Below are 25252 nucleotides of genomic sequence, written 5' to 3'. Positions count from 1 at the left end.
GTGCTTCCTGTGCCGGACCCGGGTTCCTCGGCACCCGGTGGGGGGCGGAGGCCTGTGCTGTATGAGTACCTGCGCGAGCTCGACCGGCAGGGGCGCGACCTCGTCGCCGCGCGCCTGTCGGGTATAACGGTATCGGGCTGGCGATCGTCGATCGTCTGCGCCGGGCCGCGGGGCCCTGGACGGCCGGGTGACCGGCCATGGGCCCGGCGCTCTGCACCCGGGCGACCGCAGGATCAGGAGGCGGGGGCGATTGCCGTTTCGAGGCCGCGGGCGGCGACGACCTGGGCAGTACCGTCGCTGAGGCGGTAGCACAGGCCGACGACGGCGGTCCGGCCCGCAGTGACTCTGTCGGCCAGGATCCGGGAGCGGTCCAGGAGCATGTCGACGGTGCGGCCGACGTGCTCGGTGAGGATCTCTTCGGGCTGGAGGCGTCCGGCGGTGCGTGCGGCCAGCACGTGAGGGGTGACCCGTTCGACGACGTCGCGGATGTATCCGGCGGGCGCCAGGCCCTCATCCAGTGCCGCGCACGCCGCGCTGACCGCGCCGCACGAGTCGTGGCCGAGAACCACCACCAGCGGGCAGTTCAGCAGGTCCACGCCGTACTCGATGCTGCCCAGCACCTCCGGGCCCATGACGTGGCCGGCGGTGCGCACGACGAACAGGTCGCCCAGGCCGCGATCGAAGACGATCTCGGCGGCCAGCCGGGAGTCCGAACATCCGAACAGCACCGCGAAGGGCTGCTGGGACGGAGCGGTCTCGGCGCGGCGGGCAGCGTCCTGGTTCGGGTGCTCGGGGGTACCGGCGACGAAGCGCTGGTTGCCGGCCAGCAGCAGCTCGAAAGCCTCATGCGGTGTCGGGTTTCGGGTCTCGGTCATGGCCGCAGCATACGAGTCGGCCAGGGACCGAACCTAGCCGGGCCGTAGGGGCGCTTCAGCACGGCCGCGTGCTGCGCAGCGGCGCGGAGCCGACCCCCAGCCTGTAGGCGAGCACGGCCTCCAGCCGGAAGCGCAGCGCCACTCGTGCCGGCGCTGCCCCATAGGGCCGGGCGACGTCCGTGAGAGAGGACGGCGCCTTCGCCTGGTTCGCACGGTCTGGAGTGGTTTGCTGGTCCTTCACGCTGGATCAACGAGGAGTCCGCCCAGGGCGTCACCCAGTGGATCATGGCTGGCACTCAGCTCTCCGACCGTGCTCGGCGAACAGCTCCTGGAGATCCGAGGTCGCATGCGGTCAGCACAGGCCGGTCGCGGTGCTGCGGCGGGTGACGGTCAGCGGACTCATAGCGGCGGATTCGCTCTCGTGCTCGTGATGGCGGGGGCCGGGGAAAGGCCGATGGCGAGCAGGGCGGTGTCGTCGTCGAGTCCGTCGTCGAAGCTTTCCAGCAGGCCGGTCAGGGAGGCGATCATGCCCTGGGGCGTGGCGGGTGCGTGGTCGGTGGCAAAGGCGTGCAGGGCGTCGTGGCCGAACAGGTGCCGGCGGGTGGGGCCGGTGCGGGCCTCGGTGAGGCCGTCGGTGTAGAGCAGCAACATGTCACCGGGACGGAGAGTGGTGTGCGCGGTGGTGAAGCCCGCGGTGGGTAGGGCGCCGACCAGGAGCCCCCCGGGGGTGGGGAGGTAGTGGGCGTGGCCGTCGGCCCGCACGACCAGCGCCGGGGGGTGTCCGCCGGAGGCCAGGCGTACGGTGGCGTGGTCGCGGCGGGTGGTGTCGAGGACGCCGAAGATGGCGGTGCAGAAGCGGGGGTCACCGCCGCGTGCGTAGCGCTCGTGCAGGACGGTGTTCAAAGTGGTTAGCGCGGCGGTCGGGTCGGGGTCGTGGATGGCTGCGGCACGCAGGGCGTAGCGGGTCAGCGAGGTCACGGACGCTGCTTGGGGCCCTTTGCCGCTGACGTCGCCGAGGAAGAACGCCCATCGCCCGTCGGCAAGCGGGAACAGGTCGTAGAAGTCACCTCCCAGCTGGTCGGGAGAGGCGGTGTGATAGTGGGCAGCTGTCTCCACCCCCGGTACGGCGGGTAGCGAGGACGGCACGAGGGACTGCTGCAGCGCGGTGAGGGCGTCGGCCAGCCTTGCCCGATCCTCCTCTGCCTGACGGCGCGCCGCCTCCGCCTCGGCGCGGGCCTGTTCGGCTTCCTTGCGGCGGCGCAGCAGCTCCTGCTCGTAGGCGCGGCGGTCGGATGCGTCGAAGACGGTTGTGCGAATCAGCAGCGACTCGCCTTTGCTGCCGTGTTTGACCACGGAAGAGACCAGCACCGGCAGTCGGCGCCCGTCAGCGGCCTTCATCTCCAGTGCGATGCCGCGCAGTTCGCCCTGCATGCGCAGCAGCGGCGCGAAGTGTGTCTCGTGATAGAGCTTTCCCCCGATGGTCAGCAGATCCGGGAAGCGCAGACGGCCCACCACAGCCTGGCGCCGCAGATCCAGCCAGTCCAACAACGTGGTGTTGATCTTGGCTATGGTGCCGTCCATGAGCGTCGACAAGTAGCCGCAGGGGGCTGATTCGTACAGGTCCTCGGCGTTGTCTTCCAGCAGGGCCGCGAACGCGGCGTTCGTACCGGCCGGGTCACCGACCCCGTCGCCGGCGCGGTCCATCACCGCAGCGCCGCCAGGAACTCGACGATCGCCTTGTTGGTGGCCTCCGGCGCGCTCAGCTGCGGGCAGTGACCGGTGGCGTCGAGGGTGACCAGCCGTGACGAGGGGATCGCGGCATGTACGTATGCGCCGACCTGGCGGGGGGCGATCGCGTCCTGGGCGCACTCCAGGATCAAAGTGGGCACTGTCACGTGTGCAAGGTCCTCGCGGCTGTCGGACAGAAACGTGGTGCGGGCGAAGACCGCCGCGATGTCGGGATCGGTGGCGCAGAAGCTGTTGGTCAGTTCCTGCCCCAGCTCCGGACGCTCCGGATTCCCCATGATCACCGGGGCCATTACCGCCGACCAACCCAGGTAGTTCGACTCCAGCGACACCAACAGCTCATCGATGTCCTGTGCGCTGAAACCGCCCCGGTAGCCGTCGTCGTCGATGTACCGGGGCGAAGGCGCCACCATCACCAGGGCACCGATTCGCTGCGGCGCCATCCGCGCCGCCAGCACGCCCACCATCGCGCTGACCGAATGCCCGACGAACACCGCATCCCGCACGTCGAGCTCGTCACAGACCTCTACCACATCCCGGGCATAGCCCTCGAGCGACCCGTACCGCTCCTGCCTGAACGCCGACAAATCCGAACCACCGCAGCCGACGTAGTCGAACAGGACCACCTGGTAGTCGTCGGCCAGCGCCGGCACCGCCAACCGCCACATGTTCTGATCGCAGCCGAACCCATGCGCCAGCACCACCACCGGCCGCCCGGCCCGGCCGAGCACCGTCACATTGTTCCGCGCGCGAATGTCCATGCCCCCATCCTCCCACCCCGGCTGGCGCACCGCCGACCTCCTCCTCAGCGCCCCGCCGCCTTCCGGGCACAGACAGTGCGCCACTCGGGCACGGTCCGTACACGTCTGCCCGGGCGACGGCCCCGGGAGGCCGGGGCACTCGGAGAGTTCTGCCTCGTCGAGCAGCAGATCAGCTGCCCGCGGAGCTCAGCAATGGATAAGGTGGTAGCAGCCCCATCGGCGGGTGGCTGAACCACGCGCGACCAGAAGGAAGGCTGATGCGGCACAGCGGATCGGCCGACTGCGACGCCGCAGCGGAGCGGCATGTCGCGGTGGAGTACTCCACCGACGAGGAGTGGGCCGCTCTCCTCGTGCCCTTCGTTTGTGCGGGCCTCGAAAGGGGCGAGCAGGTGCAGTACGTCGCGGATGCCACCGACCCCGGTTTCGTGATCCGTACGCTCGCCGAGCGTGGCGTGGATTCGGATTCCGCGGTCCGGCGAGGGCAGTTCGTGGTGACCACCGCAGGTGAGACCTACCTGGCCGGAGGCCGGTTCGACCCCGACACCGTGATCGGACTGTGGCACCGCGCCGTCGAGAGCGCCGTGGGGGACGGGTACAGGAGCTTGCGGGTGATCGGCGAGATGTCCTGGGCCACCCGGGACATAACCGGCGCGGAGCGCCTGCTGGAGTACGAACTGCGGATCCACCACGAGGTCTTCGAGCAGTTGCCGCTGACCGCCTGGTGTCTCTACGACCGGCGTCTGCTGGCGCCCCAGGTCCTCGACGTGCTGGCGGGCGCCCATCTGACGCGGAAGGGCGCCGCGTCCGGCTCCGGCAGCTCCGGCAGTCGGCGTGGGCTCTCGGTCGCGCCTCTGGCCGGACAGCCCGGCTTCCGGCTGTCCGGCTCCGCGGGCTACGAAAGTCGCCGCGTGGTTGCCGCGGCGTCAGCCGCACTCGCCGCGTCCACGGCGGAACAGGTCACTCTGGACCTGTCCGGCCTCGACCATCTGGACGTCTCCGCACTCGCCGACATCGCCCACGCCGCGCGGCGGCGCGTGCCGGGATCGGCGCTGCGACTCGTCGGAGCGCCGCCCGCGCTCGACCGCATGCTGGAGCTCTTCCCCGAGCTGCGGGCCGCCCTCCAAGGAGTTGGCCAGTGACGACCTACACACCGACATCGGCCGAGGACCGGAGCGCCCCCTCCTTCCATCACCCCGCCCTCTTCTACACCACCGATGAGGACTACCTGCGGGGCGTCGCGGCATTCGTCCGCGCGGGGGTGGCCGCCGGGCGCCCTGTCCTGGTCGCCGTTCCCGATACACGTCTGCAACTGCTCCGGGACGCCGCCGACACCGGACACGAGGACGTCACCTTCGTCGACATGCGGGAGGCCGGACGCAACCCCGGACGCATCCTGTCGCTGCTGCAGCATTTCGCCGACCGGTACCGGGACCGACGCCCATCCGTCGTGGGCGAACCGATCTGGGTCGGGCGCAGCGCGGCGGAGGTGCGCGAGGCGACTCGTCACGAGGCGCTGATCAACCTCGCGTTCGACGGCCGCCCCGTCACGATCCTGTGCCCCTACGACACCGCCCTGCCGGAGCGGGTACTGGCGGAGGCGCACCGCACCCACCCTGTTGTCGGAGACCCCGACGGCTTCCGGCACAGCCCGCGCTACGAGGACCCGCTGACGGTCTGCCGCGACTGCGACGAGCCCCTGGACGAGCCGGCGGACCCACTCGTCCTGCACTTCAGGGAGCAGGACCTCGCCGATGTCCGTGACACGGCAGGGCGCTGGGGACGGACGGCCGGCCTGTCCCCGCGTCGACACACCGACTGGGTGCTGGCCGTCAACGAGGCCACCGGCAATTCGGTGCGGCACGGCGGAGGACAGGGCGTCCTGCGGCTGTGGCGCACGACCAGCACCCTGATCGCCGAGGTGACGGACCGCGGACAGCTCACCGACGCGCTCGTCGGCCGCCGCCGTCCCGATCCGCTGTCCCGGCCGGCGGCCGAGGCATTTGGATGATGCACCAGTTGTGCGACCTGGTCGAGATGCGCAACCCCCCGTCGGGCCTGATCGTGCGACTGCACCAGGCGCTGGACTGACCGGTCCTGGCAGGGGGCGCCTGTGAACGACCAGCCGGTCCTGTCACCTGCAACGGCCCCGCCGTGACGGGCGGTTGGTGTGGGGCCTGGTCGAGGCCGTCTTCCGCGCGGGGGCGCGGGTACGCCACACTTGCCGAGCCTGTGACCCGACGCCCCCCGGGAGACCCTGTGACGCTCCGCTCCGCACGCCGCGCGCTGGCCGCCGCGGCCGCCGCCGTGGCCTGCTCCGCCGCCCTGGCCGTCAACGCCCCCGTCGCGCAGGCGAGTACGACCGCCTCGTGCGCCGAGGGCTACACCACCAGCCCCTTCAGAGGCATCCTCGACGGAAAACTGTGGGTCTCATCCGGCTGCGCCTTCACCGACACCGGCGCCCCCTACGTCATCACCGTGGCCAAGCTGAACGTCACCGCGACGTTCGTCAATCCGCCCCTGCACTACTACTTCGTCAACGCGGTGGCCACCTGCCCCACGGTCACCGTCGACGAGGGGTGGCTGCTCGGGAGCCAGTGCACCTACGCCACCTGACCGGGCGCCACGGTTCCGCGGGGCGGCGGTCGTCGCCTCCGGCGGGGAGTACGGCGTGACGACGCTCCTCGAACGCCGCTGCCCCTAGCTGCTGCGCCTGCTGCCCTCGTGACCCGGATGGGCGCGGCGGGCGCCCCGCCCGGCTGCGCGGGGGGCCTTCGGCGCCACCGTGCGGACCTATGGACTGCTCGCACCGCTGACCCAGACACCGGCCGCCGTCACCTAACAGGTGCCGGCGGCCGGCGTGGTCGAGCCGCTCGGCCACCGGCCGTCGCGACCACCGAAGAACTGGTGCGTCGGCGACGGCCGAACAGTGGACCGGGCGCAACAGGGCGGGCACGGCGACCTCGCCGACGTGGCCTGCCCTCGTGCGCTGCGGTCGGCTGACGATCTTCTCACCGCCGAAACGGGCGGCGGAGGGCGGGTGGTGGGGGAGCGGAGCCGTCCGTTTCGGGCGAGCGGGGGTCTGACCTGGGCGCATGTCCTCGCGTCGCACGCGCAACCGGACATGCCTCTGGTCGCCACGGATCGTCCACGGCCGCGGTCGTCGCCGTAGGACGAGGCCGCCGTTGACGTGAGCACGAAAGTGCTGGAAGTCTCGCGTCGGCTGGTGCTGGTGGGACGCCACGGCACGTCTGGTGCGGGGCTCGACTGCCGCGCCCGGTGGGCCCCGATCCGCCCCGTCCGCCTCCGGTCCGCCGCGAGGACCGGGGACGCGTTCCCCGCCACCGGCCCGTTCCGCTCCCGGCAGCCGGCCGTGCCCCGGACCGGCCTGACACAGGCGTTCCCCCACCGTCCCCCACCGATCGCTGAGGACCCCCATGAGCACACAGCAGACGACCGATGCTTCCGGTCCCGAACCAGGCTCCCCGGGTTCCCCGGGCTCCGCTCTCGAAGCCGCCGGCCTCGAATCCGCCGGCGCCGGGGAGTCCGTCTCCGGCGGCCTGCGGGTCGGGCTCAAGAGCCGGCACCTGTCGATGATCGCGATCGGCGGCGTGATCGGCGCCGGCCTGTTCGTCGGCTCCGGTTCGGGCATCGCCGCCGCCGGTCCGGCCATCCTGGTCTCGTACGCTCTGGTCGGCGCGATGGTCGTGCTGGTGATGCGGATGCTCGGCGAGATGGCGGCGGCCTACCCGACGTCGGGCTCGTTCTCCGCGTACGCGGACCAGGGGCTCGGGCGCTGGGCGGGGTTCTCCATCGGCTGGCTCTACTGGTTCTTCTGGGTCGTCGTGCTCGCTGTCGAGGCGACCGCGGGCGCGACGATCCTGCACGGCTGGATGCCGGCGGTGCCGCAGTGGGGCTGGGCGCTGATCGTGATGGCCGTGCTCACCGTGTCGAACCTGGCCTCGGTCGCCTCCTACGGCGAGTTCGAGTTCTGGTTCGCCGGCATCAAGGTGGTGGCGATCGCCGCGTTCATCGTGGTCGGCGTGCTGGCGCTGTGCGGGGTGCTGCACAGTGACGGCGCGGGCTCCGGGCACGGATCGGCGGGGCTGTCCAACCTGACGTCCCACGGCGGCTTCCTGCCGAACGGTCCCGGCGCGATCCTGACCGGCATCCTCATGGTCGTCTTCTCCTTCATGGGCAGCGAGATCGTCACGCTCGCCGCCGGCGAGTCCGCCGACCCGCGCAGGGCCGTCAGCCGGGCCACCAACAGCGTCATCTGGCGCATCGCGGTCTTCTACATCGGCTCGATCTTCGTGGTCGTCACGCTGTTGCCGTGGAACGACAAGTCGATCGTCCAGCAGGGCAGTTACGTCGCGGCGCTGGACTCGGTCGGGATCCCGCACGCCGGGCAGGTGATGAACGTCGTGGTGCTCACGGCGGTGCTGTCCTGCCTCAACTCCGGTCTCTACACCGCTTCCCGGATGGCGTTCTCGCTGGGCGGGCGCGGCGACGCCCCGAAGTCGTTCGCGCGGACGAGCGCGCGTGGCGTCCCGCAGGTGGCGATCCTCTCCTCGGTGGCCTTCGGGTTCCTCGCGGTGTTCTTCAACTACAAGTGGCCGGACAGCGTCTTCGCCTTCCTGCTGAACTCCTCGGGGGCGGTGGCCCTGTTCATCTGGCTGGTCATCTGCTGCACTCAGTTGAGGATGCGCCGGATGATCCTCCGCGACGACCCGGAGAAGCTCGTCGTGCGGATGTGGCTGTTCCCCTACCTGACGTGGGCCACCATCGCGATGATCCTCTTCGTGCTGGTGTACATGCTCACCGACCACGACGGCCGCAAGCAGGTGCTCTTCTCCCTGCTGGCCGCCGCCGTGGTGATCGCCATCGCACTGGTGCGGGACCGGGCCGTCCGGGCGATCGTCCGGCGCCGCCCGAGCGCCTCGCACTCCGTGTGACGAAGCCGCCGTCGGAGCCGGCCCCTCACGGGCGGCTCCGACGGCGGTTGCGTCGGCGGGCACACGTCAGAACGCGTCAGAACGCGTCAGGACGTGTCAGGACACGTCAGTCCGCGGACGTGTCGTGAGCCGCACCTGGTGGCGTTGCGGGGACTGACGGAGCGCTCCAGGTGTTCGACTGCCGGCAGGGGGCGCTCCACCGCTCCGCGGCTCCCTCGTCCCCCTGACGATCCCCGTGGTCCCCCTGCTCCCTGCGCCGTTCCCAGGCGCCGTCCCGGGCGAAACCGCACCGGCCCAGCATGTCGTCGAGAGCCCGCGCGGGCAGGCCGTCGCTTCGCTGGTCCGGCGTCACGGTCACCACCACGGCGTCCACTTCGCCCCGGTCGGGATGGTCGTCCAGGCTGCGTACCGTCAGGTGCCACTGGCCGTCCGCGGCGACGGCCTCGACCCGGTAGGGGGCGGCGAGTGCGGGTTCGGACACGACAGCCTCCTGCTGGTCTCGTCGTACGGACACATCTGCCCGGCTTCGGGCGCCGCATCCATCCGCCCTTTCGGACGGGTACCCCGTGATCCGCGGACGTGGCCGGGGCACCAGGTCGCGGGACCGGGCCGCCGGGCCCGCCGCTCACCGGTACGCCTGGCGTTGCAGTGCGTGGAGCTGTGCGTACGAGCCGTCGCGTGCGAGGAGTTCGCGGTGCGTGCCGGCCTCGGCGATCCGGCCCTCGCGGAGCACCACGATCAGGTCGGTGTCGCGCATGGTGCCGAGCCGGTGCGAGACGAGCAGGGTGACCGCGCCGGTGGCCATGCCGATGGCCCGCGCGGCGGCGGCGTACCGGTCCAGCAGCGCCTGTTCGGCGGCCGGGTCGATGGCCGCCGTCGGCTCGTCGAGCAGGAGCAGCCGCGGGTCGGTGCGCATCATGGCGCGGGCGACGGCGAGCTTCTGCCACTGCCCGCCGGACAGGTCGGTCCCGTCGTCGAAGCTCCGCCCGAGCGCGGTGTCCCCGTCACGGGGCGCCGTGCGATCTCCGGGATCTGCGTTCCCGCGTCGGAGCGCCCCCACCGGGTCACGGGAAGGCCGACCGGGCGCGGGATCTCAAGCGAGAAGGGTGGAAAGCCGGACGGCTTGCCGCTCGGCCGTCCCCGGCGGGTTGCGAGGACGCCGGGGGTCGTCGAAGGACAGGAGGAACAACCACACGAGCGCCAACAGTCTGCGACATTCCAGCAACCGCACACGTTCGGCAGAGTCCAGGTCGAACAGGTCCAGGAACGTCTCGACGTCGAGCGGCGGGCCTACCCAGCTGGCCACGTGTTCCGTGATCTCCGCCAGCTCGAAAGGCCGGTCGCTGAGACCGGAGTCCTCGAAGTCGACGACGCGCACGCGAGTGCCGTCCCACAGGTAGTTGGCGAGGTTGCCGTCCCCGGGGCCGAAGGCCATCGGGACGTCCGGTCTGCCGACGTGCTCCATGCCTGAACGGGCGAGCCACGTGAGACCCTGGTCCATCGCCTCCCCGATCGCGTCGCTGATCCGCGGTCGAAGGTGTGGCGTCCAGGAGCGGATCCGGGCGATGAGCCGATGCTGCCGGCCAGGCCGGACGGGAACCTCGGCCAGAACATCCGCCGGAACAGCCGCATGCAGCTCGTTCACCGCCGCGGCCAGAGCTTTGAGCTGTTGATCGCTGAGCGATTCTCCCCGCAACGGCTCACCCGGCAGGCGCGACATCACCACCACCGGCTCTTCTGCCGCGAGATCCACGCTCTGAGGGACCGGGGCCAAGCCGGGAGCGTGCGCGGACAGCAAGGTCAGCGCACGCCACTCACGCTCGCACTTGCCACTGTCCTCGGGCCGGAACCTCTTGATGACGCTGTCGGACCGCAGGTCGACGGTGTGAGTACTCCAAGGAACGGTTGCCACGGGACGCGATCCTCTCAGCAGCCGCACCTGCGCCGCCGCCGTAGCCGGGAAAACGTGTCGACGGCGTGGCAGTGGCAGATGGTCTCGTCCACCACGCGGCAGGGGGTGACCCTGTCGTCGAGCCCGCGGACGTCGTTCCGCGGGCTCTCGGTCAGGAGGGCAAGGCCGCCTGACGGTCCGTTCCTCGGTTCCCTGACAGGCAGCTCACCAGGGAACCGAGCCGTGCTCGTCGAAGAAGCCGCCGGTCGGCCCGTCGTCGGGCAGCGTGGCGAGGCGGACAACCACGGTCGCGCCGTCGGCCGCGGTGCGGGTGAGGCCGGGGAAGGCGGTGGTGAAGTCGGTCGCACACGGCCCCGGATCGGCGGCGTTGACCAGGATGTTGCGGCTGCGCAGTGCCTTGGCGTACTGCACGGTCAGCGAGTTGAGCGCGGTCTTGGACGGGACGTACGCGGCCAACGGGGGCCGGGTGGTGAAGTAGTCCTCGGGATCGGTCATCCGGGCGAGGGAGCCCAGTCCACTGCTGACATTGACGATCCGGGCGGCGGGGGAGCGGGCGAGCAGCGGCAGCATCGCAGTGGTCACGGTGATCACGCCGAACACGTTGGTCTCGAACACCTCGCGTACAGCGGAAAGTTCGACACTGACAGGGTTCTGGGCGGCGAGGTCGCCGGAGACGCCGGCGTTGTTGACCAGAATGTCCAGCCGGCCGAAGCGCTCCTCGATCCAGCGGGCGGCGGACAGGACGCCGGCGCGGTCGGTGACGTCCAGGGTGACCGGGTGCACCCGCGGGCCCAGGTCGGCCGCGGCTGCCGCACCGCGGTGCGGGTCGCGCGAGCCCAGCAGGACGTTCGTGCCGAGCGAGGCCAGCCGGGCTGCGACCTCGCGCCCGATGCCCTTGTTGGCGCCGGTGACCAGGGCAGTCGTGGTTTCTGTCATGCGTCCAGCCCATCACGAGGGCGGCCGGGAGTTCCAACACCGACCAGGTACCCAGCGATACCGTACGGGTATGGAAAGACTGGAGGTCCGCGAGCTCGTCTACTTCACCGCTGTCGCCGAAGAACTGCACTTCGGCCGGGCGGCCGCCCGACTGGGGATGGCCCAACCGCCGCTGTCCCGTGCCATCCGGCAGCTCGAACGACGGCTGGGCGTAGCCCTGTTGGAGCGTGGCAGCCGCCGGGTCGCACTGACCGAGGCGGGGGCCGTCCTGCTCCGCGAGAGCCGTACGGTGCTCGACGCCGCGTCGGCCGCGGCACGCCGCACCCGGCGGGCCGGCCGCGCCGACCCGCGTCTGGTCCTGGTCATCAAGCCGGGCGGCGACGGTGGCCTGCTGCCCGCGATCCTCGACGCCTATCAGGCCGAGCCGGGTGCGCTGCCGGTCGAGCTGGTGTGCAGCTTCGGCGAGCGTGAGGTCCTCCTGCGGGAGGGGCGTGCCGACGCCGCCCTGCTCCACCGCCCCCGCCACGACCTCACCGGCCTGGACACCCAGGACCTCCTGACCGAGACGCAACTTCTCGTGGTGCCGCGTTCGCATCGCCTCGCCGGCCGTACCCGGGTCCGCCTGGACGACCTCGCCGGGGAGCCGCTGCCGCGCTGGCCGGGCGCGTCCGAGGGCGGCTCACCCGGACCCGAGGTCCACGACCTCGGGCAGCTCCTCCACCTCATCGCTCTGCGCCGCATGGTCGCCGTCCTCCCCTCCTCGATCCGCGGACAGCTCCGCGACGACCTGGTCGCCGTCCCGGTCGATGACGCCGAGCCCACCACCCTCGTCCTCGCCTGGCCCGAGCACGCCACCTCCCCTGCCCTGGCCGGCTTCGTCCGCGCGGCCGCCGCCGTGGCGGGCAAGGCGTCGGGCGACAGCGGGTAGAGCGGGACGACACGCGGGGACGCGGCTGGGCGGCGGCGCTCAGACCGTCCCCGGCGTCACGAGCCCCGACTCGTAGGCCGCTATCACCAGCTGCGCCCGGTCGCGTGCCCCCAACTTGCCCATGATCCGGCTGACATGGGTCTTCGCGGTGAGCGGGCTGAGCCCCAGCGCCTCGGCGATCTCGGTGTTGTTCAACCCGCGCGCGACCAGGGTGAGCACCTGCCGCTCCCGCTCGGACAGCCCGTCCGGGCCGCCCACCGCCGGTGTCGGCGTGTCGGGGACGCGCAGAAAACGGGCGATGAGCCGCGAGGTGGGTCCCGGCGAGAGCAGGGAGTCCCCGGCGGCCACGGTCCTGATGGCGTCGAGGAGGTCGGTCGGCCTGATGTCCTTCACCAGGAAGCCGGACGCCCCGGCCCGCAGCGCGTCGACGATGTGCTCGTCGGTGTCGTACGTGGTCAGGACGAGGACCTTCACGCCCGCCAGGTCCTCGTCGGCGGCGATGAGCCGGGTCGCCTCGATGCCGTCCAGGTCGGGCATGCGGATGTCCATCACGACGAGGTCGGCCCGCGCGGAACGGGCCAGGTCCACCGCCTGCCGCCCGGTGCCCGCCTCGGCGACGACCTCCATGTCCCCGGCGGACGCGACGAGCATCGCCAACGAAGCCCGTACGAGCGTCTGGTCGTCGGCGAGCAGGACGCGGATCGGCGTCGGGACGGTCACGAGGGCTCCTCCCGGTGCAGCGGCAGTACGGCGGTCACTTCGAAGCCCACGGCGGGGCCCGGTCCGGCGTCCAGTGTGCCGCCCACGCTGCGGGCCCGCTCGCGCATTCCGACGAGCCCGAACCCCGGCGCTCCGCCGACGCCGCCCTGCCCGCGCCCCACCCGGTCGTGCACCGTGCCGCTCGCCCCGTGGCCCGCCGCCCGGCCGTGCCCGTCGTCGGTGACGGTCACCCGCAGGAGTCCCCCCGCCGCCCGCACCCCCACCCGGACGGTCAGGTCGTCGCGGCCCCCGTGGCGTACGGCGTTGGTGAGCGCCTCCTGCACGATCCGGTAGGCGGCGGCGCCCACCGAGGGCGGTACGCCGTCGGCGTCGACGGACAGGTCGATCGTGGCCCCGGCCGCCCGGGCCGCCGCCGCGAGCGCGCCCAGCCCGTCGAGTCCGGGCAGCGGCCCGCGCTCGTCCGGAGAGCCGAGCCCGGAACCGGAACCCGCGCCGGCGCCGGGCCCGGCAGACCGCTCCCGTTCCCGCTCCCGTTCCCCTGCGACACTCCCGCCCGCGTCGTCGGCCCGCAGCACCTCCAGCGTCGTACGCAGCTCGCCCCGGGCCGTCCGACAGGTCTCCGCGATGTCGTCGAGCGCCTGGGCGACCGCCTCGCGGTCGAGCCGGTCCGGGTCCGCGGTGAGGACGTGCGCCGCCACGGACGTCCGCACACCGATCAGGGTGATGCTGTGCGCGAGCAGGTCGTGCAGGTCGCGGGCGATGCGCAGCCGCTCCTCGGCGACCCGGCGCCGCGCCTCCTCCTCGCGGGTCCGTTCGGCCCGCTCGGCCCGCTCGACGATGGAGGCGACGTACTGGCGGTAGAAGCGGGCGTCGACACCGAAGAACAGGACCGCGATGATCCAGCCGGAGATCCGCAGGAGCTCCAGTGCCCCGTCGGGATTGGTGAAGCTGTTGATGACCAGCGTCGGGCCGATGACGACGACAGCGGTGAGCAGCGAGCGGCGCACCGTGCCGGTCGCCGCGACCGTGTAGCGCCAGGAGGGTCGCGGGGATCGGTACGGCGTGGTTGTAGTCGAGGGCGTGGTACGGGGTGACGCAGCACGCCACCACGAGCAGCACGAGCAGCGGACGGCTGCGCCGCCACACCAGCGGCACATGGGCGCCGGCCAGCAGGGCCCAGCCGGCCGGACCGAGCGGGAGCCCGTCGTCGACGTCGACGAACAGCGCGAGGACGACGGCCAGCACGGCGACGCCGACGGCGAGGAGCGCGTCGTTGCGGGTGCGGTGCGGAGCGGTGAGCGGGTCCCGGTTGACGACCGCCATGACGCGTTCGATCCGGCGGGGCCGCGCGTCACCCCGCACGGCGGTGGTGCCCAGGTCCGCTGCGGCTGAAATCGCTTCCCGATCGTGCACGGCTCCATCCTCCGTCACGGGGGGCGCCCCTCCGGCAGAAGGCGGGAGAGGCGCCCGGTCGGCTGCGGTGGGCCCGGTGGGTCAGGGCGCGCCGACCTGTTCCGGACGGTGCGGCGGCTCCGTCGGTTCGGACGGCGCGGCGCCGGGCGCGGGTTCGCGGGAGAGGCTGCCCGGCCACCACATCCTCCGGCGCAGGGCGACGCTGGCACTGGTCACCAGATACGTCCGTACGAGGAAGGTGTCGAGGAGCACGCCGACGGCGATCACGAAGCCGAGTTCGACGAGTTGCACGAGCCCCATGTTCATCAGCACGGCGAAGGTCGCGGCGAGGACCAGCCCGGCCGAGGCGATGACGGCGCCCGTGCTCCGCAGGGCGGTGAGCGCGGCGGCGCCCGGTTCCGCGCCGGCCAGGGACTCCTCCCGCATCCGGTGCATGAGGAAGATGCCGTAGTCGACGCCGAGCGCGACGAGGAAGACGAAGGACAGCAGCGGGAGCCCCGGATCGGTTCCCTTGAGGCCGAGGACCGGCCCGAAGGCCAGGCCGCCGATCCCGAGGGCCGCACCCCAGACCGCGACCACGGCGGCCACCAGGACGAGCGGCGCGACGAGGCTGCGCAGCAGGACCAGCAGGATGAGCAGCACCGAGACGAGGACCAGGGGTACGACGATCTTCGTGTCCCGGCTGTTGGTGTTCTCCAGGTCGATCTGCTCGGCGCTGTCCCCGCCGACGTACGAGCCCTTCAGCTCGCCGCGCAGGGTCGTGATGGTGGCCGTCTCTCCCGCCGACTGGGGCGCGTCCTTCGCGATGACGGAGATCTCGGCCCAGCCGTCTGCGGCGCGGCCCTTCTCGGCGCTCTCGACGCCGCGGGTGTCCCGGATCGCGGCGAGGGTGCGGTCGACGCGGTCCGCCGGGGTGATCACGTCGATGGGCTGGGTGCCGCGGTCGGGAAAGGCTTTGGCGAGGGTCTCCATGGCGGTGACGGCCTCCGGCCTGGTGACGAAGGAGTCCTCCTGCTTGACCGCTCCCGGCAGGTTGAGCGTGCCGAGGGCGAGTGCGCCGAGCAGGACGGCTCCGGTCGCCAGCACGGTCAGCGGCCTGCGTCCGGCGGAGTCGCCCATCGCCGCGAAGAGGCTCCGCCGCTGTTTCGGTTCGCTGCCGTAGACCGGCACCAGCGGCCAGAAGACCCGCCGCCCGAGCAGTACGAGGAGCGCGGGGAGCAGCGTCAGCATCGCGATCAGCGCGCACAGCACGCCGGCTGTGCCGAGCGGGCCCATGCCGCGGCTGCTGTTGAGGTCGGCGGCGAGCAGGCACAGCAGCCCGGCGGCGACGGTGCCGGAGGAGGCGAGCACGGCGGGCCCGCAGCCGCGCAGGGCGGCGACCATGGCCTCGTACGGGCGCTCGATGCGCCGCAGCTCCTCCCGGTAGCGGGAGACGAGGAGCAGCGCGTAGTCGGTGCCGGCGCCGAACACGAGGATCGTCATCACGCCGGAGCTCTGGCCCGTGACGGTGGTTCCGAAGGCCTGGTTGAGCCCGTAAGCGACACCCATCGACGTGGCGTCGGCGACGCCGGCGACGACGAGCGGCACGAGCCACAGCACCGGGCTGCGGTAGATCAGGATCAGCAGGAGGGCGACGACGGCGACGGTGGTGTAGAGCAGCGGGCCGCCGAGCGAGTTGTAGACCTTCCCGGCGTCGGTGCTGAGCGCCGCGGTGCCGCCCACGTCGACGCTCAGCCCGCCCTGGTCGCGGGCGATGCTCCGGACGTCCTCGACGAGCGCGTCCCGTAGCTTCTCGTCGCTCCCGGGCTCGTTGCTGACGACGGGGTACATCAGGGTCGTGCCGTCGTGCGACGCGACCCCCTCGGGCACTCCGCCGACCAGCGCGTGCGCTCTGGCGATCTCCTCGACCTGCCCGGCCGCCACCCGCCGGTCGGCGGCGCTCAGCCCGCCGCCGCGGTGGTACACGATCACCATCTCGGTGCTCTCGCCGCCGGGCAGCGCGTCCTGTATCCGGGCCACCTGGGTCGAGTCGGCGCTGGAGGGCAGGTAGTCGGTGGCCCGGTCGTGCTGCACCCCTCCGAGCTTCGCCGCGAACGGGAGGACCAGCACCAGCGCGGCCACCCATAGCCCGAGCAGCGCCCAGGGCACAGCCCGCCCGCGCGCCACGCCTCTCGTGGCCGTCTTCCCGACCGTCATGAGCAGTTCTCCCTCGCTACGGCGACTATCGACGCCTGTCAGCCTTCCGGCACGGGGAGCCGTTCGCGTCGGACGCGAGGGGGAGCCTGCGGGTACTGCCCGGGGTGGCGGGGGGCGCGGATTACTCCCCCGGGAGTAACGGGAGCCGCGGGTGCGGGTGCGTCTGCGGGCGGGCATCTCGGACGCGCCGGCTCACGCCGTCCCCCTCCCAAGGACGCGCCCCGTGCGCGGCCCGGCAACAACCTTGCACTCTGCAAAGGTGAATAATCGCTTCCGGTTGACTCTTTTTGGCGTCGGCGCGACTTTTTACCGGCGCTTGACTCATATGCGTGCTTCGAATCGGGCATACCCCGCCAAATTGTGACCTTGTGTCGCTGGCGGCATCTTTGTGCTTTCCGGTTACATCCACGGTGGTACCGCGTAACGCGGCGGCCAAAAGAAAGTCGTTGACACGCGGCGCGCGACGTGGTCAGATCCCATCGCCCAACCGACGGGTGCGCAGACGGAGACGGGGGAGTCGGGTCTTGACGCTGTGTTGATCTCTGGTGAATCATCACGCCGACATGCCGTCGTGGGATCCGGGGACCTCGCTCTTGGGGGTGTGGGGCGCAATGGGGGTGGTGCGAGTCATGGGTGAATCGATTCCGGCAGTTCCCGGTAAAAGGCGCCGACACGTCCGCGACGAGTCGCGAGGGCGGCCGAGCACATCTCACACTTCACCGAAGGATGGACATGCGTTCCACTCGAAACGCCAGGCGTGCACTCTTTTCGCTGGTCTCGCTCATGGCGATCACCGCGGGCGGCTTCGCCGTCGCGCCAGGAGCCGCAGCCTCCGGCGTCCACACGTACTACCTGTCCAACGAATGCGACGGGCTCGGGACGCAGGACTGCGTCTACTACGGCACCACGATGCGCTACAACTCGAACGAAGAGGGCGCGGCCTTTCCGTTCGCGAAGGACATTCCGAACTTCGCCGGCTACTCGACGACCTACAACGGCGGGCTCGACATCAACAACTACATCTACGTCTTCGAGCCCCTCGACGGATGGACGAACGGCTCGGGGCAGGCCGTCAAGAACAACGCGGCTTCGGTCAACAACGGCAGCACCTGCGCGGTGCGCATCTACTACAACAGCTACTACTCCGGGGCTTACCAGACCATCGGAGTCAACACCAACGCCAATCTGAACTCGACGCTCAAGAACGAGAACGCGTCGGCGGAGCACATCTGCTAGGCGCCGAGTGCCTGTGTGAACACGGTTGCATCAGCGCCATCCCTCGTCCGAGGTGCCATGGGCCGACGAAACGCAGCCGCTCACACCTGCCCGAGGACCGGTGATCCGGATCAGGCGGACTGCCGTTGCGATGATCACGGGGGAAGAACAGGGATGGCGATGAACGTCGGTGCTCCACGTCGGCCCGGTCGACGGGCGATGACAGGCGCGGTGATCGTGCTGTCCGTCGTCGCGGTCGCGAGTGCGTGCGGCTCGCCGGGTCCGCGGGAAGCCGGTCGTGAGAACAGGCCTGCTGTCGCGGTGTCGCGCGGCCCCGGCGGCGCGGCCGCGCAGCAGAACTGGCCGGCCGCGGTACCCGATGCGGGCCTGGCGAAGGGATTGGTGCTGCCGCTGGAGGAGTACATGGTGACGTACCCGGAGGAGGTGACGCTCGACAACGTGAGCCACCGCATGACGGCGGAGTGCATGGCCCGATACGGGTTCCACTATGTGCCGACGCCCGCCGGGAGGAACCCGCCGCCGAGCGTCGATGCCGCCAACATGGTGCGTCGCTACGGAATCATGGACCCCGCGCAGGCCGGTACATACGGCTACCACCTGGCGCACCCCCCGGGGCAGCCGCCCGCGCCGTCCAGGTTCACGCGCGCCGAGTACATGGTCCTGACCGGAAGAGCCGACGCCGGGCCCGCGAAGTCCGGTGCGCGGCTGAACTACCGGGGCAAGGACATTCCCCAGGGGGGCTGTCTCGGAGAGGCTGCGAGAAAGTCCGGGGAGAACGTCGACCAGACCCTCGTCGAGCGGCTCAACAAGGACAGCCTCGACATGTCCCAGACCCAGCCGCGGGTGCGAGCCGCCATCGGCGCCTGGTCGGCATGCATGAAGAAGAACGGCTACACGATCGCCAATCCGCTGGTCGCCGGCGATCGCATCGGCGGCGACACCCCCTCGGGCCCTGAGATCGCTCAGGCGGTGGCGGACGTGTCGTGCAAGGCGACGACGGGGCTCGTGCGGGTGTGGTACCAGGCGGACGCGGCGCTGCAACGCAAGGAGATTCAGCAGCACCAGCCCGCGCTGACCAAGGTGAGGCAGCAGCTTCAGGCCGCGCTCCGGAACGCGGCGAAGGCCACCGGATAGGCCGACGCGGAACTCGGCGGCGGTCGTCGCCAAGACCGGGGTGCGCCGCCGGCGCGCACCCCGGACTCCCCGGACGTCGCGGCGGCGGACTCCCCGGACGTCGCGTCAGCCGATCCTCGCGCGGCCGGGGCCGCGCGCCGCGCCCGTGTTCGCGCCCGCGCCCACGCCCACGCCCACGCTCGCGCCGAGGCGCGCGCTCAGCCGGTCCAGGCTGAACAGCCGGTCGTCGCCCGCGTCGAGGACCTGGTCGAGGAAGAGCAGAATCCCCGCCCCGCCGCTCCACAGGTCCGCGCTGAAGCGCTTGAGCCGCTCGCCGTGGAACCTGACCCCGGTGTCGCCGGGGACCGCGTACTTGAACAGGGCCCTGGCCGTGCGCAGCGCGGAGCGGGCGGACGCCTGGTCGCCGCTGACGCCCGCGTGGTCGGCGAGCGCGAAGCCGAGTCCGGCCAGGCCCTGGTAGAGGCCCGGCATGACGGTGTACGTGGTGCGCAGCCGCGGCAGCAGGTCGCCCTCGACGGACGCCAGGCGCTCGTCCCCGCACGCCCGCGTGTACCGGGCGACGGTGCGCAGCATCCCCGCGGTGCCGCAGAACAGGTACGGCATCGACCTGCGGTCCTTCGCCGACGCCGGGAAGTGCGGCGACCCCGACGCCCCCGGCGTCGCCCGGTCGAGCTCCCGGTGCAACAGCCGCACCCCGCGCCGCAGGTGGCGGGCGTCCCCGGTGACCGCGGCCAGCGGCAGCAGCGCCCACGCGATGCCGCACCGGCCGTGCAGCCAGCCGGTCGGGTCGTCGCGGTCGAGCAGCGCCGCCAGCTCCGCGTCGTCCTCCGGCAGCGCCGACAGCAGCCGCTCCGCGGTCTCGACGTGCCGCTCGTCGCCGGTGTGGCCGAAGAGCGACAGATGGGTCATGGCCACCCCGGCGGCGCCCTCGCCGAAGCCCGCCCGCCCGGCGGTCAGCGGGTGCGCGGTCGCGGCGGCGAGCAGGTCGCGCGCCTCGTCGAGCCGGCCGTGGTCGGCCAGCACCCAGGCGATGCCGGCCAGTCCCACGTGCAGCCCTGGCGGCCGGCTCTCCGCCGCGGCCAGCGCGTCGCGGCGAAAACGCGCGACGACCCGCTCGTCCACGGCGACGCCGCCGTGCCGCAGCGCGTGCAGGACGCCCGCGGAACCGTAGGCGACGCAGACGGTGTTGCTGGCGTAGCCGTCGGGGACGGTGGGGAACAGCGTGTCCGCGCGCTCCGGGTCGGCCATCGCGGTCAGCGCCCGCGCCACCTCGTCGCGCAGCCCGCGGACATGGCGCTCCGGGTCGGCCGCCACCTCGCCGGGGCCGGGGAGCGGCGCCGGCCCGTCGGCCGGGTGGTAGCGGACGGCCCGCTCCCACAGCGCGGCGGGCACCGCCATCCGGTCCTGAAGGTCGGCCCGCAGATGGTCCAGCGAGTGGGGGCAGCGGTCGGCGACGGCGAACGTCGGGCCGAGCATCAGCCGGACGAGCGCCGAGACCCCGTACAGGTCATGGACCGTCGGGTCGTCCCCGACCAGGCCGGCGGACGGCGCGTAACCGTCGGTGGCCACGGAGACGGCCCGCTCGTGCAGGCCGCGGGCCGCCTCGAAGTCCACCAGCCGGGGCCGGGCGCCCTCGCCGACCAGGACGTTGCCTGGGCTGACGTCGCCGAAGAGGTAGCCGGACGCGTGCAAGGACCGCAGCTGGCCCTCCAGCGAGGCGATGATCGCCTCGCAGTCGGCCGTGTACCGCTCGCACTCCAGCGGCCCGGCCTCCACCCGGGTCACCGGACTGTGGGCGGCGACCCACGAGGTGAGCGTGACGCCTTCGACGAACTCGGTGACCAGGAACTCGTGTTCCCACTCCCGGAAGTAGGCGATCGGCTCGGGGCAGATCCCGGGGTGCGCGCGGTGCAGGGTCCGCAGGATCTCCCACTCGCGCCGGGCGCGCTCGACGGCGGTCAGGCCGTCCCAGGAGAGCCCGGTGTGGTCGCGGGCCTCCTTGACGAAGACCTTCCGCCCGGTGGCGATCTCCCGTGCCGCGTAGGCGCCGCCGCCGTTGCTGTGGCGCAGGGCCCGCTCGAAGGCGAAGCCGTGGAAGGAGGTGCCGGGCGCCGCGGGCGCGGCGCCGGCCGCGAACGGGTCGGTGATCCCCTCGGGCAGGTGGAAGCGCGGCTCGCGGCGGTCGGCCACGAGCCGCCCGCGGCCGTCGCGCAGCACCGGTGTGCCGGTGCCGTCCGGCAGCAGGCGGCGGCGGGGGGTGAAGGAGCCGTAGCGGTAGTGGACCACCCGCGAGTCGCCGTAGCGGCGGTCGGTGAGGATGAACTGCCCCTGCTCGGACTCCAGTCGGGCGGCCAGGGCGCTCATGAGCGCTCCGGCGGCGCGTTCGTCGGGCGGGTAGGCCACGATGAGCTTGCCGCTCTGCGTCCGGGAGGCGTGCTTGTGCTGGAGCAGCAGGACGAACCGCTCGGCCACGACGTGCTTGAAGGCGATGTCGCGGCCGAAGCACTCCTCGGCGACCACGTCGAGGACGGCGGGGATCCGCTCGGCGCGGGCCGAGACGTGCACCTTCCAGCCCTGGTCCGGGAGCGTCGCGTTCTGGCGCCCCCAGGAGCGCCACAGGTGGCGGTCGGCGCTGTGCCAGCCGGGCGGGACCTTCGACGGGGCGTACACCCGGCCGCGGTCCGCGAGGGTCTCGACGGGCGCGTAGTAGTCGGGGTCGGCCATCGCGTATGTCTGTTCGATCATTGCTGCCTCGCGTCGTCCGGGCGGGGGGCAGGCGGCGGTCCACCTGCGGACGGCCGGGGCGGCCCGCACCGCGACAGCGGAACGGGCCGCCCCTGCGGCGCCTGTCAGGCGCAGAGGAACCAGCTGGCGTCGCTGCAGATGAACCAGCTGCCCTGCTCGTCCTGCAGCTCCTCGGGGGCCGGGACGTCCATCTCCTGGAGGTTCAGAACCTCGCTCATGGGAATCTCCTCATCTCTCGTGTTCTTCAGGGCTGCCGCGCCGTCGGGCGACGGGCGGACATCTGGGAGGTGCGCGCCGGGGACTCCGGGGACGCTGCGGGCTCCGGCGACTTCGGGGACGCCGGGCCGGCGCGGCCGGCGAGCGCGTCGACGCTGAAGAGCGGGTCGGGGCGCGGGCGCAGCAGGTGCGACAGGAAGAGCAGCACGCCGGACGCCCCGCTCCACAGCTCGCAGCTGTGCCGCAGCCGCAGGTCGCCGAGGAAGCGGACGGCGCGGCCACTGGGCAGCGCGTGGGCGAACAGCGTCCGCGCCGACCGCCACGAGGCCGCCCGCGCCCGCTCGTCGTCCAGCAGCCGCCCGCACTCGGCCAGGGCGAACCCCAGCCCCGCGAGCCCCTGGAAGAGCCCGGCGTGCGCCACGTACGTCATGGACGCCTTGGCGACGAGCTTCGGGACGGCGCGGGCGAGCCGCTCGTCCGGGGCGGCGGCCAGTTGGCGGGAGGCGGCGGTGAGGAAGCCCGCGGTGCCGCAGTACAGGTAGTACACGCCCCTGCGGTCCTTCGCGGAGACCGGGAAGACGAGTTCGCCGCCGGACTCCCTCGCCCGGTCCAGCTCGGCGTGCAGCAGCCGCAGGCCGTCGCGCAGCGGGCGGTCCTCGCCGGTGACGGCCGCCACCTGCTGGAGGGCGTACGCGAGACCGGTGCGCCCGTACCACAGGCCGGTCATGTCGTGCGGGCCGAGCAGCCGGGCCGCCCCGCTTTCGAGCAGCGCCGTCAGCGCCCGGGCGCGGTCGAGGTGGGAGGCGTCGCGGGTGTGGCCGTACAGGGCGAGGTGCGCCAGGGCGACCCCGGCCGCGCCCCACGCGAGGGTGGCCGACTCGCGGGTCAGCGGATGGCGGTCGGCCGCGCCGAGCAGCTCGCACGCCTCCTCGGGGTACCCGAGGTCGGCCAGCACCCAGGCGATGCCGGCGAGACCCGAGTACAGCCCGGGCGCGAGCGCGTCGGCCCGCGCCAGCGCGTCCGCGCGCAGCCGCCTGACGATCCACTCCGGCACGTCCGCGCCCGCGGCGCGCAGGGCGTGGAGGACCCCGGCGGTGCCGTAGGCCACGCCGAGCGTGTTGGTCTCGTAGCCCTGCGGAACGGTCGGGAAGACGCCCCAGGGCCGGTCGGCCGCCGCGTCGAGGATGCCCCGCGCGACCCGGTCGCGCAGCTCGGCGAGGGCGCCGCGCTCGTCGGCGTCGACCTGTTCCGGGCCGGGGAGGTCGACCTGTTCCGGGCCGGGGAAGGCGTCGCCCGCCACGCCGTCGACAGGCGGCCCCGCCGGGCGCGTGACGCGGCGCCACAGCTCCGAGGGCACCGGGGCCCGCGCGGTGAGGTCGCGCCGGATGTGCGCCAACGCGCCCGGGTGGCGCTCGGCCACCGGGGCCAGCGGTGTCAGCAGGAGCAGGCCCAGGCGCGCGGCCGTCGCGGACGGGTCGGCGGCGGGAGCGGACCGGCGCGACGGGCCGGCGCCCGCGGTGTGCGCGGGGAGGTGACCCCCGGTCAGCCGGATCCGGTCGGCGCCGTCGACGAGGACGTCACGCGCCTGGACCGCGTCCGCCGGGCAGCCCAGGAGCCACAGCCGCCGCAGGTCGCGTTCGAGCCTGACCAGCAGGTCCGCGACGCGCCGGTGGTAGCGCGCCCAGTCCTCCGCGGTGGCTGCCGGATCGGCCAGCGGACTGTGGGCGACGGCCCAGGAGGTCAGCGGCACGCCCGGGACGCACTCGGTCAGCAGATACGGATACGCGCCGTCCTCGACGAGGGCCAGCGGACGCGGGCACAGGCCGGGCGCCTCGCGGTGCAGCCTGGTCAGGACCCGCCACTCCTCGTGCAGCCGCGCGACCGACGGGAAGCCGTGGCCGGCGGGCCCTGCGGGCGCGAGCACCTGCTTCACGAAGACGTCGGCGCCGCTGAGCACGTCGCGCGCGGTGAACGCGTACCCGGACGGACCGGCCGCTTTGAGCCGCCGCACCTCGTAGCCGGGCGGCGGTGTCGGAGCGGGCGGGAGGCCGCCCATCAGCGAGTCCTCCCGGACGGCGTGCCGTCCGGGCTGATCGCGGCGCGCGATGGGTCGGGCGTGCGCCCCGCGCGGAGGACGGACAGGCTCCGCCCGAGGTGCGCGGGCGACGGCCCGTCGCGGCGCTCCCCGGTCGGCGGGGCGGACTCGGTCTCGAAGAGCGCCGTGGCGCGCAGGGCCCGCAGCAGGGCGTCCGACGCGGCGGCGTCGGCGGGAGCCGCCACGGCGAACCTGCCGGCCTGCGCCCGCGATCCGCGCGGGTGGTTCAGCCGGCGGTGCGCCTCCGGGTGCGTGACGTGCCGGAACGGCACGCCGAGCGCGAAGCAGGCCGCGGCGAACGCGTCCAGCACCGGCTGCAGCGGCTCCCGGTACGCGTCGGCGTGGACGCGCAGGTCGCTGTCGGCGAACCGCGGTCCGCCCGCCGGCGCCCACTGCGTCCACCACCCGGTGCGCGAATCGCTCCAGTCCGGCGGCACGGCGCCCGGCCGCAGACGCGGGGCGCGGTCCGGGACGGCGGACGGCGGCAGGTAGACGTCGGGGTCGGCGAGGGTGAAGACGTCGATGCTCACGCGGCGACCCCCGTCCGCCGGGCGATCCCGCTCGGCGCGGGGAGGGGTTCCGCGCCGCCGGTCGCGTCGGCGCCGAACCGGTCCCGGTGGGCGCCCGGCCGGCCGAGCGGACCCCGGTCGGCCGCGCGGAGGATCTCACGGGCGCAGGCCGCGCCGGGTTCCGTCGCCCGGCGCACGCGCCTGCCGGGCAGGGATGCCCGCCGGCCGGGGTAGCCCGGCACCCCCGCCGGGCACGCGGCGCCGTGCCCGGTCCAGCTCAGCGGGGCGCGGAGCGGGACCCGCCGGGCCGGGAGCGGCCGGCGTGCGAGCGGCATGGAACTCATGACGGTCCCTCCGGTGGACGGGGCGGGTGTTCGGTGGGGGTTCGGGCCCGAGCGGCGACGTCGGGTTCGGTGGGCGTTCGGGCTGGATCGGCGACGTCGGGTTCGGTGGGTCGCTCGGGCTCGGCGGGCGGGTCGTTGCGCCGCCGCCACGAGCCGGAGCGGCGTGACCGGGAGAGACGATGTCAGCAGTCCGCGTCCCGGGCATGAGTGGTGATCACCCAAGTTCCGTCCCGCCGGGGCGGCTTCGGCCCGCGCGCCGGTGCGGACGGTGCCGACGGCCGCCCACCGGCGGCCGGGACGCCGAACTCGCGCCCGCGCCCCGGCGCGAAATATGAGTGGTGAACGCGCATGCGGCGCGGCGGCGTTCGCGGTCGACTGGTGGGCGGTCACCCGACCGCCACGAGGAAGGCCATGACAGTGTCGACGAGCCAGCACCACGCCGCGCGGCCGCTCGCCATGCCCTGGGAGCGCCGCGGCCGGCCCGCCCTGACCGGGGCCTGGTGGGTCCGCGGGATGCGCCTCGACGAACGCGCC

General features: G+C 72.9%; 19 protein-coding genes and 1 pseudogene. 7 read left to right on the top strand and 13 right to left on the bottom strand.

Annotation, left to right across the window (positions count from 1 at the left end):
• Positions 1–233 precede the first annotated feature (233 nt).
• The 3 genes from VSR01_RS03900 to VSR01_RS03890 form a co-directional block, all read right to left on the bottom strand.
• Positions 234–875, bottom strand: coding sequence for a carbonic anhydrase (locus tag VSR01_RS03900; RefSeq protein ID WP_326447888.1), 642 nt, complete (start codon positions 873–875; stop codon positions 234–236).
• Positions 876–1274: 399 nt separating this feature from the next.
• Positions 1275–2579 carry a PP2C family protein-serine/threonine phosphatase gene (locus VSR01_RS03895; protein WP_326447887.1) on the bottom strand — a complete coding sequence of 435 codons (1305 nt, stop codon included), beginning with the start codon at positions 2577–2579 and terminating at the stop codon, positions 1275–1277.
• A complete protein-coding gene (locus tag VSR01_RS03890) occupies positions 2579–3382 on the bottom strand; it encodes an alpha/beta fold hydrolase (RefSeq protein WP_326447886.1) in 804 nt (267 codons plus the stop codon). The genes VSR01_RS03895 and VSR01_RS03890 overlap by 1 nt, the downstream gene beginning before the upstream one ends.
• Positions 3383–3639: 257 nt before the next feature.
• Between VSR01_RS03890 and VSR01_RS03885 the strand changes: the two genes are divergently transcribed.
• The 4 genes from VSR01_RS03885 (at position 3640) to VSR01_RS03870 (ending at position 8334) form a co-directional block, all read left to right on the top strand.
• Positions 3640–4521: an MEDS domain-containing protein gene (locus VSR01_RS03885; RefSeq protein WP_326447885.1), complete on the top strand. Its 882-nt coding sequence runs from the start codon at positions 3640–3642 to the stop codon at positions 4519–4521.
• The gene (locus VSR01_RS03880; protein ID WP_326447884.1) at positions 4518–5390 is read left to right on the top strand and encodes a sensor histidine kinase; all 873 of its coding nucleotides are present in this window, start codon (positions 4518–4520) and stop codon (positions 5388–5390) included. Before VSR01_RS03885 ends, VSR01_RS03880 begins: the two co-directional genes overlap by 4 nt.
• A gap of 248 nt (positions 5391–5638) precedes the next feature.
• A complete protein-coding gene (locus VSR01_RS03875) occupies positions 5639–5995 on the top strand; it encodes a hypothetical protein (RefSeq protein WP_326447883.1) in 357 nt (118 codons plus the stop codon).
• A gap of 821 nt (positions 5996–6816) precedes the next feature.
• Positions 6817–8334, top strand: a complete 1518-nt coding sequence (locus VSR01_RS03870) for an amino acid permease (protein WP_326447882.1) — start codon at positions 6817–6819, stop codon at positions 8332–8334.
• Between the two features lie 106 nt (positions 8335–8440).
• Here the strand turns inward: VSR01_RS03870 and VSR01_RS03865 are convergent, their stop codons facing one another.
• The 4 genes from VSR01_RS03865 to VSR01_RS03850 all read right to left on the bottom strand — a co-directional run bounded on the left by VSR01_RS03865 (position 8441) and on the right by VSR01_RS03850 (position 11182).
• Complete coding sequence (locus VSR01_RS03865; protein WP_326447881.1) at positions 8441–8815, bottom strand: hypothetical protein; 375 nt, start codon at positions 8813–8815, stop codon at positions 8441–8443.
• Between the two features lie 144 nt (positions 8816–8959).
• Positions 8960–9394: an ATP-binding cassette domain-containing protein gene (locus VSR01_RS03860; protein WP_326447880.1), complete on the bottom strand. Its 435-nt coding sequence runs from the start codon at positions 9392–9394 to the stop codon at positions 8960–8962.
• Between the two features lie 33 nt (positions 9395–9427).
• Positions 9428–10246 carry a phosphotransferase family protein gene (locus VSR01_RS03855; protein ID WP_326447879.1) on the bottom strand — a complete coding sequence of 273 codons (819 nt, stop codon included), beginning with the start codon at positions 10244–10246 and terminating at the stop codon, positions 9428–9430.
• 204 nt (positions 10247–10450) lie between these two features.
• Positions 10451–11182, bottom strand: coding sequence for an SDR family oxidoreductase (locus VSR01_RS03850; protein ID WP_326447878.1), 732 nt, complete (start codon positions 11180–11182; stop codon positions 10451–10453).
• Between the two features lie 70 nt (positions 11183–11252).
• Between VSR01_RS03850 and VSR01_RS03845 the strand changes: the two genes are divergently transcribed.
• Positions 11253–12110, top strand: coding sequence for a LysR family transcriptional regulator (locus tag VSR01_RS03845; RefSeq protein ID WP_326447877.1), 858 nt, complete (start codon positions 11253–11255; stop codon positions 12108–12110).
• A gap of 39 nt (positions 12111–12149) precedes the next feature.
• Here the strand turns inward: VSR01_RS03845 and VSR01_RS03840 are convergent, their stop codons facing one another.
• From VSR01_RS03840 to VSR01_RS03830, 3 genes and pseudogenes are all read right to left on the bottom strand, one after another.
• Positions 12150–12761 carry a response regulator gene (locus VSR01_RS03840; protein ID WP_442785641.1) on the bottom strand — a complete coding sequence of 204 codons (612 nt, stop codon included), beginning with the start codon at positions 12759–12761 and terminating at the stop codon, positions 12150–12152.
• Between the two features lie 65 nt (positions 12762–12826).
• Positions 12827–14153 (bottom strand): annotated as a pseudogene (locus tag VSR01_RS03835) (sensor histidine kinase).
• Between the two features lie 171 nt (positions 14154–14324).
• Positions 14325–16439, bottom strand: a complete 2115-nt coding sequence (locus tag VSR01_RS03830; protein ID WP_326447875.1) for an MMPL family transporter — start codon at positions 16437–16439, stop codon at positions 14325–14327.
• Positions 16440–17171: 732 nt separating this feature from the next.
• Here VSR01_RS03830 and VSR01_RS03825 point away from each other — a divergent pair.
• Positions 17172–17675, top strand: a complete 504-nt coding sequence (locus tag VSR01_RS03825; protein WP_326447874.1) for a hypothetical protein — start codon at positions 17172–17174, stop codon at positions 17673–17675.
• Positions 17676–17885: 210 nt separating this feature from the next.
• On the top strand, positions 17886–18809 hold the full coding sequence (locus VSR01_RS03820; RefSeq protein WP_326447873.1) for a hypothetical protein: 924 nt from the start codon (positions 17886–17888) through the stop codon (positions 18807–18809).
• A 105-nt stretch (positions 18810–18914) separates the two neighbouring features.
• Here the strand turns inward: VSR01_RS03820 and lanKC are convergent, their stop codons facing one another.
• The 3 genes from lanKC to VSR01_RS03805 all read right to left on the bottom strand — a co-directional run bounded on the left by lanKC (position 18915) and on the right by VSR01_RS03805 (position 24395).
• Positions 18915–21554, bottom strand: a complete 2640-nt coding sequence (lanKC, locus tag VSR01_RS03815) for a class III lanthionine synthetase LanKC (RefSeq protein ID WP_326447872.1) — start codon at positions 21552–21554, stop codon at positions 18915–18917.
• Between the two features lie 244 nt (positions 21555–21798).
• Positions 21799–23826 (bottom strand): protein kinase/lanthionine synthetase C family protein, encoded by a 2028-nt coding sequence (locus tag VSR01_RS03810; protein ID WP_326447871.1) that lies wholly within the window; start codon positions 23824–23826, stop codon positions 21799–21801.
• Positions 23826–24395 carry a class III lanthionine synthetase LanKC N-terminal domain-containing protein gene (locus VSR01_RS03805; RefSeq protein ID WP_326447870.1) on the bottom strand — a complete coding sequence of 190 codons (570 nt, stop codon included), beginning with the start codon at positions 24393–24395 and terminating at the stop codon, positions 23826–23828. The genes VSR01_RS03810 and VSR01_RS03805 overlap by 1 nt, the downstream gene beginning before the upstream one ends.
• Positions 24396–25252: the final 857 nt, after the last annotated feature.

The organism is Actinacidiphila sp. DG2A-62 (assembly GCF_035825295.1).
GTDB lineage: Bacteria > Actinomycetota > Actinomycetes > Streptomycetales > Streptomycetaceae > Actinacidiphila.
This window is presented reverse-complemented; position numbering and strand designations above follow the sequence as displayed.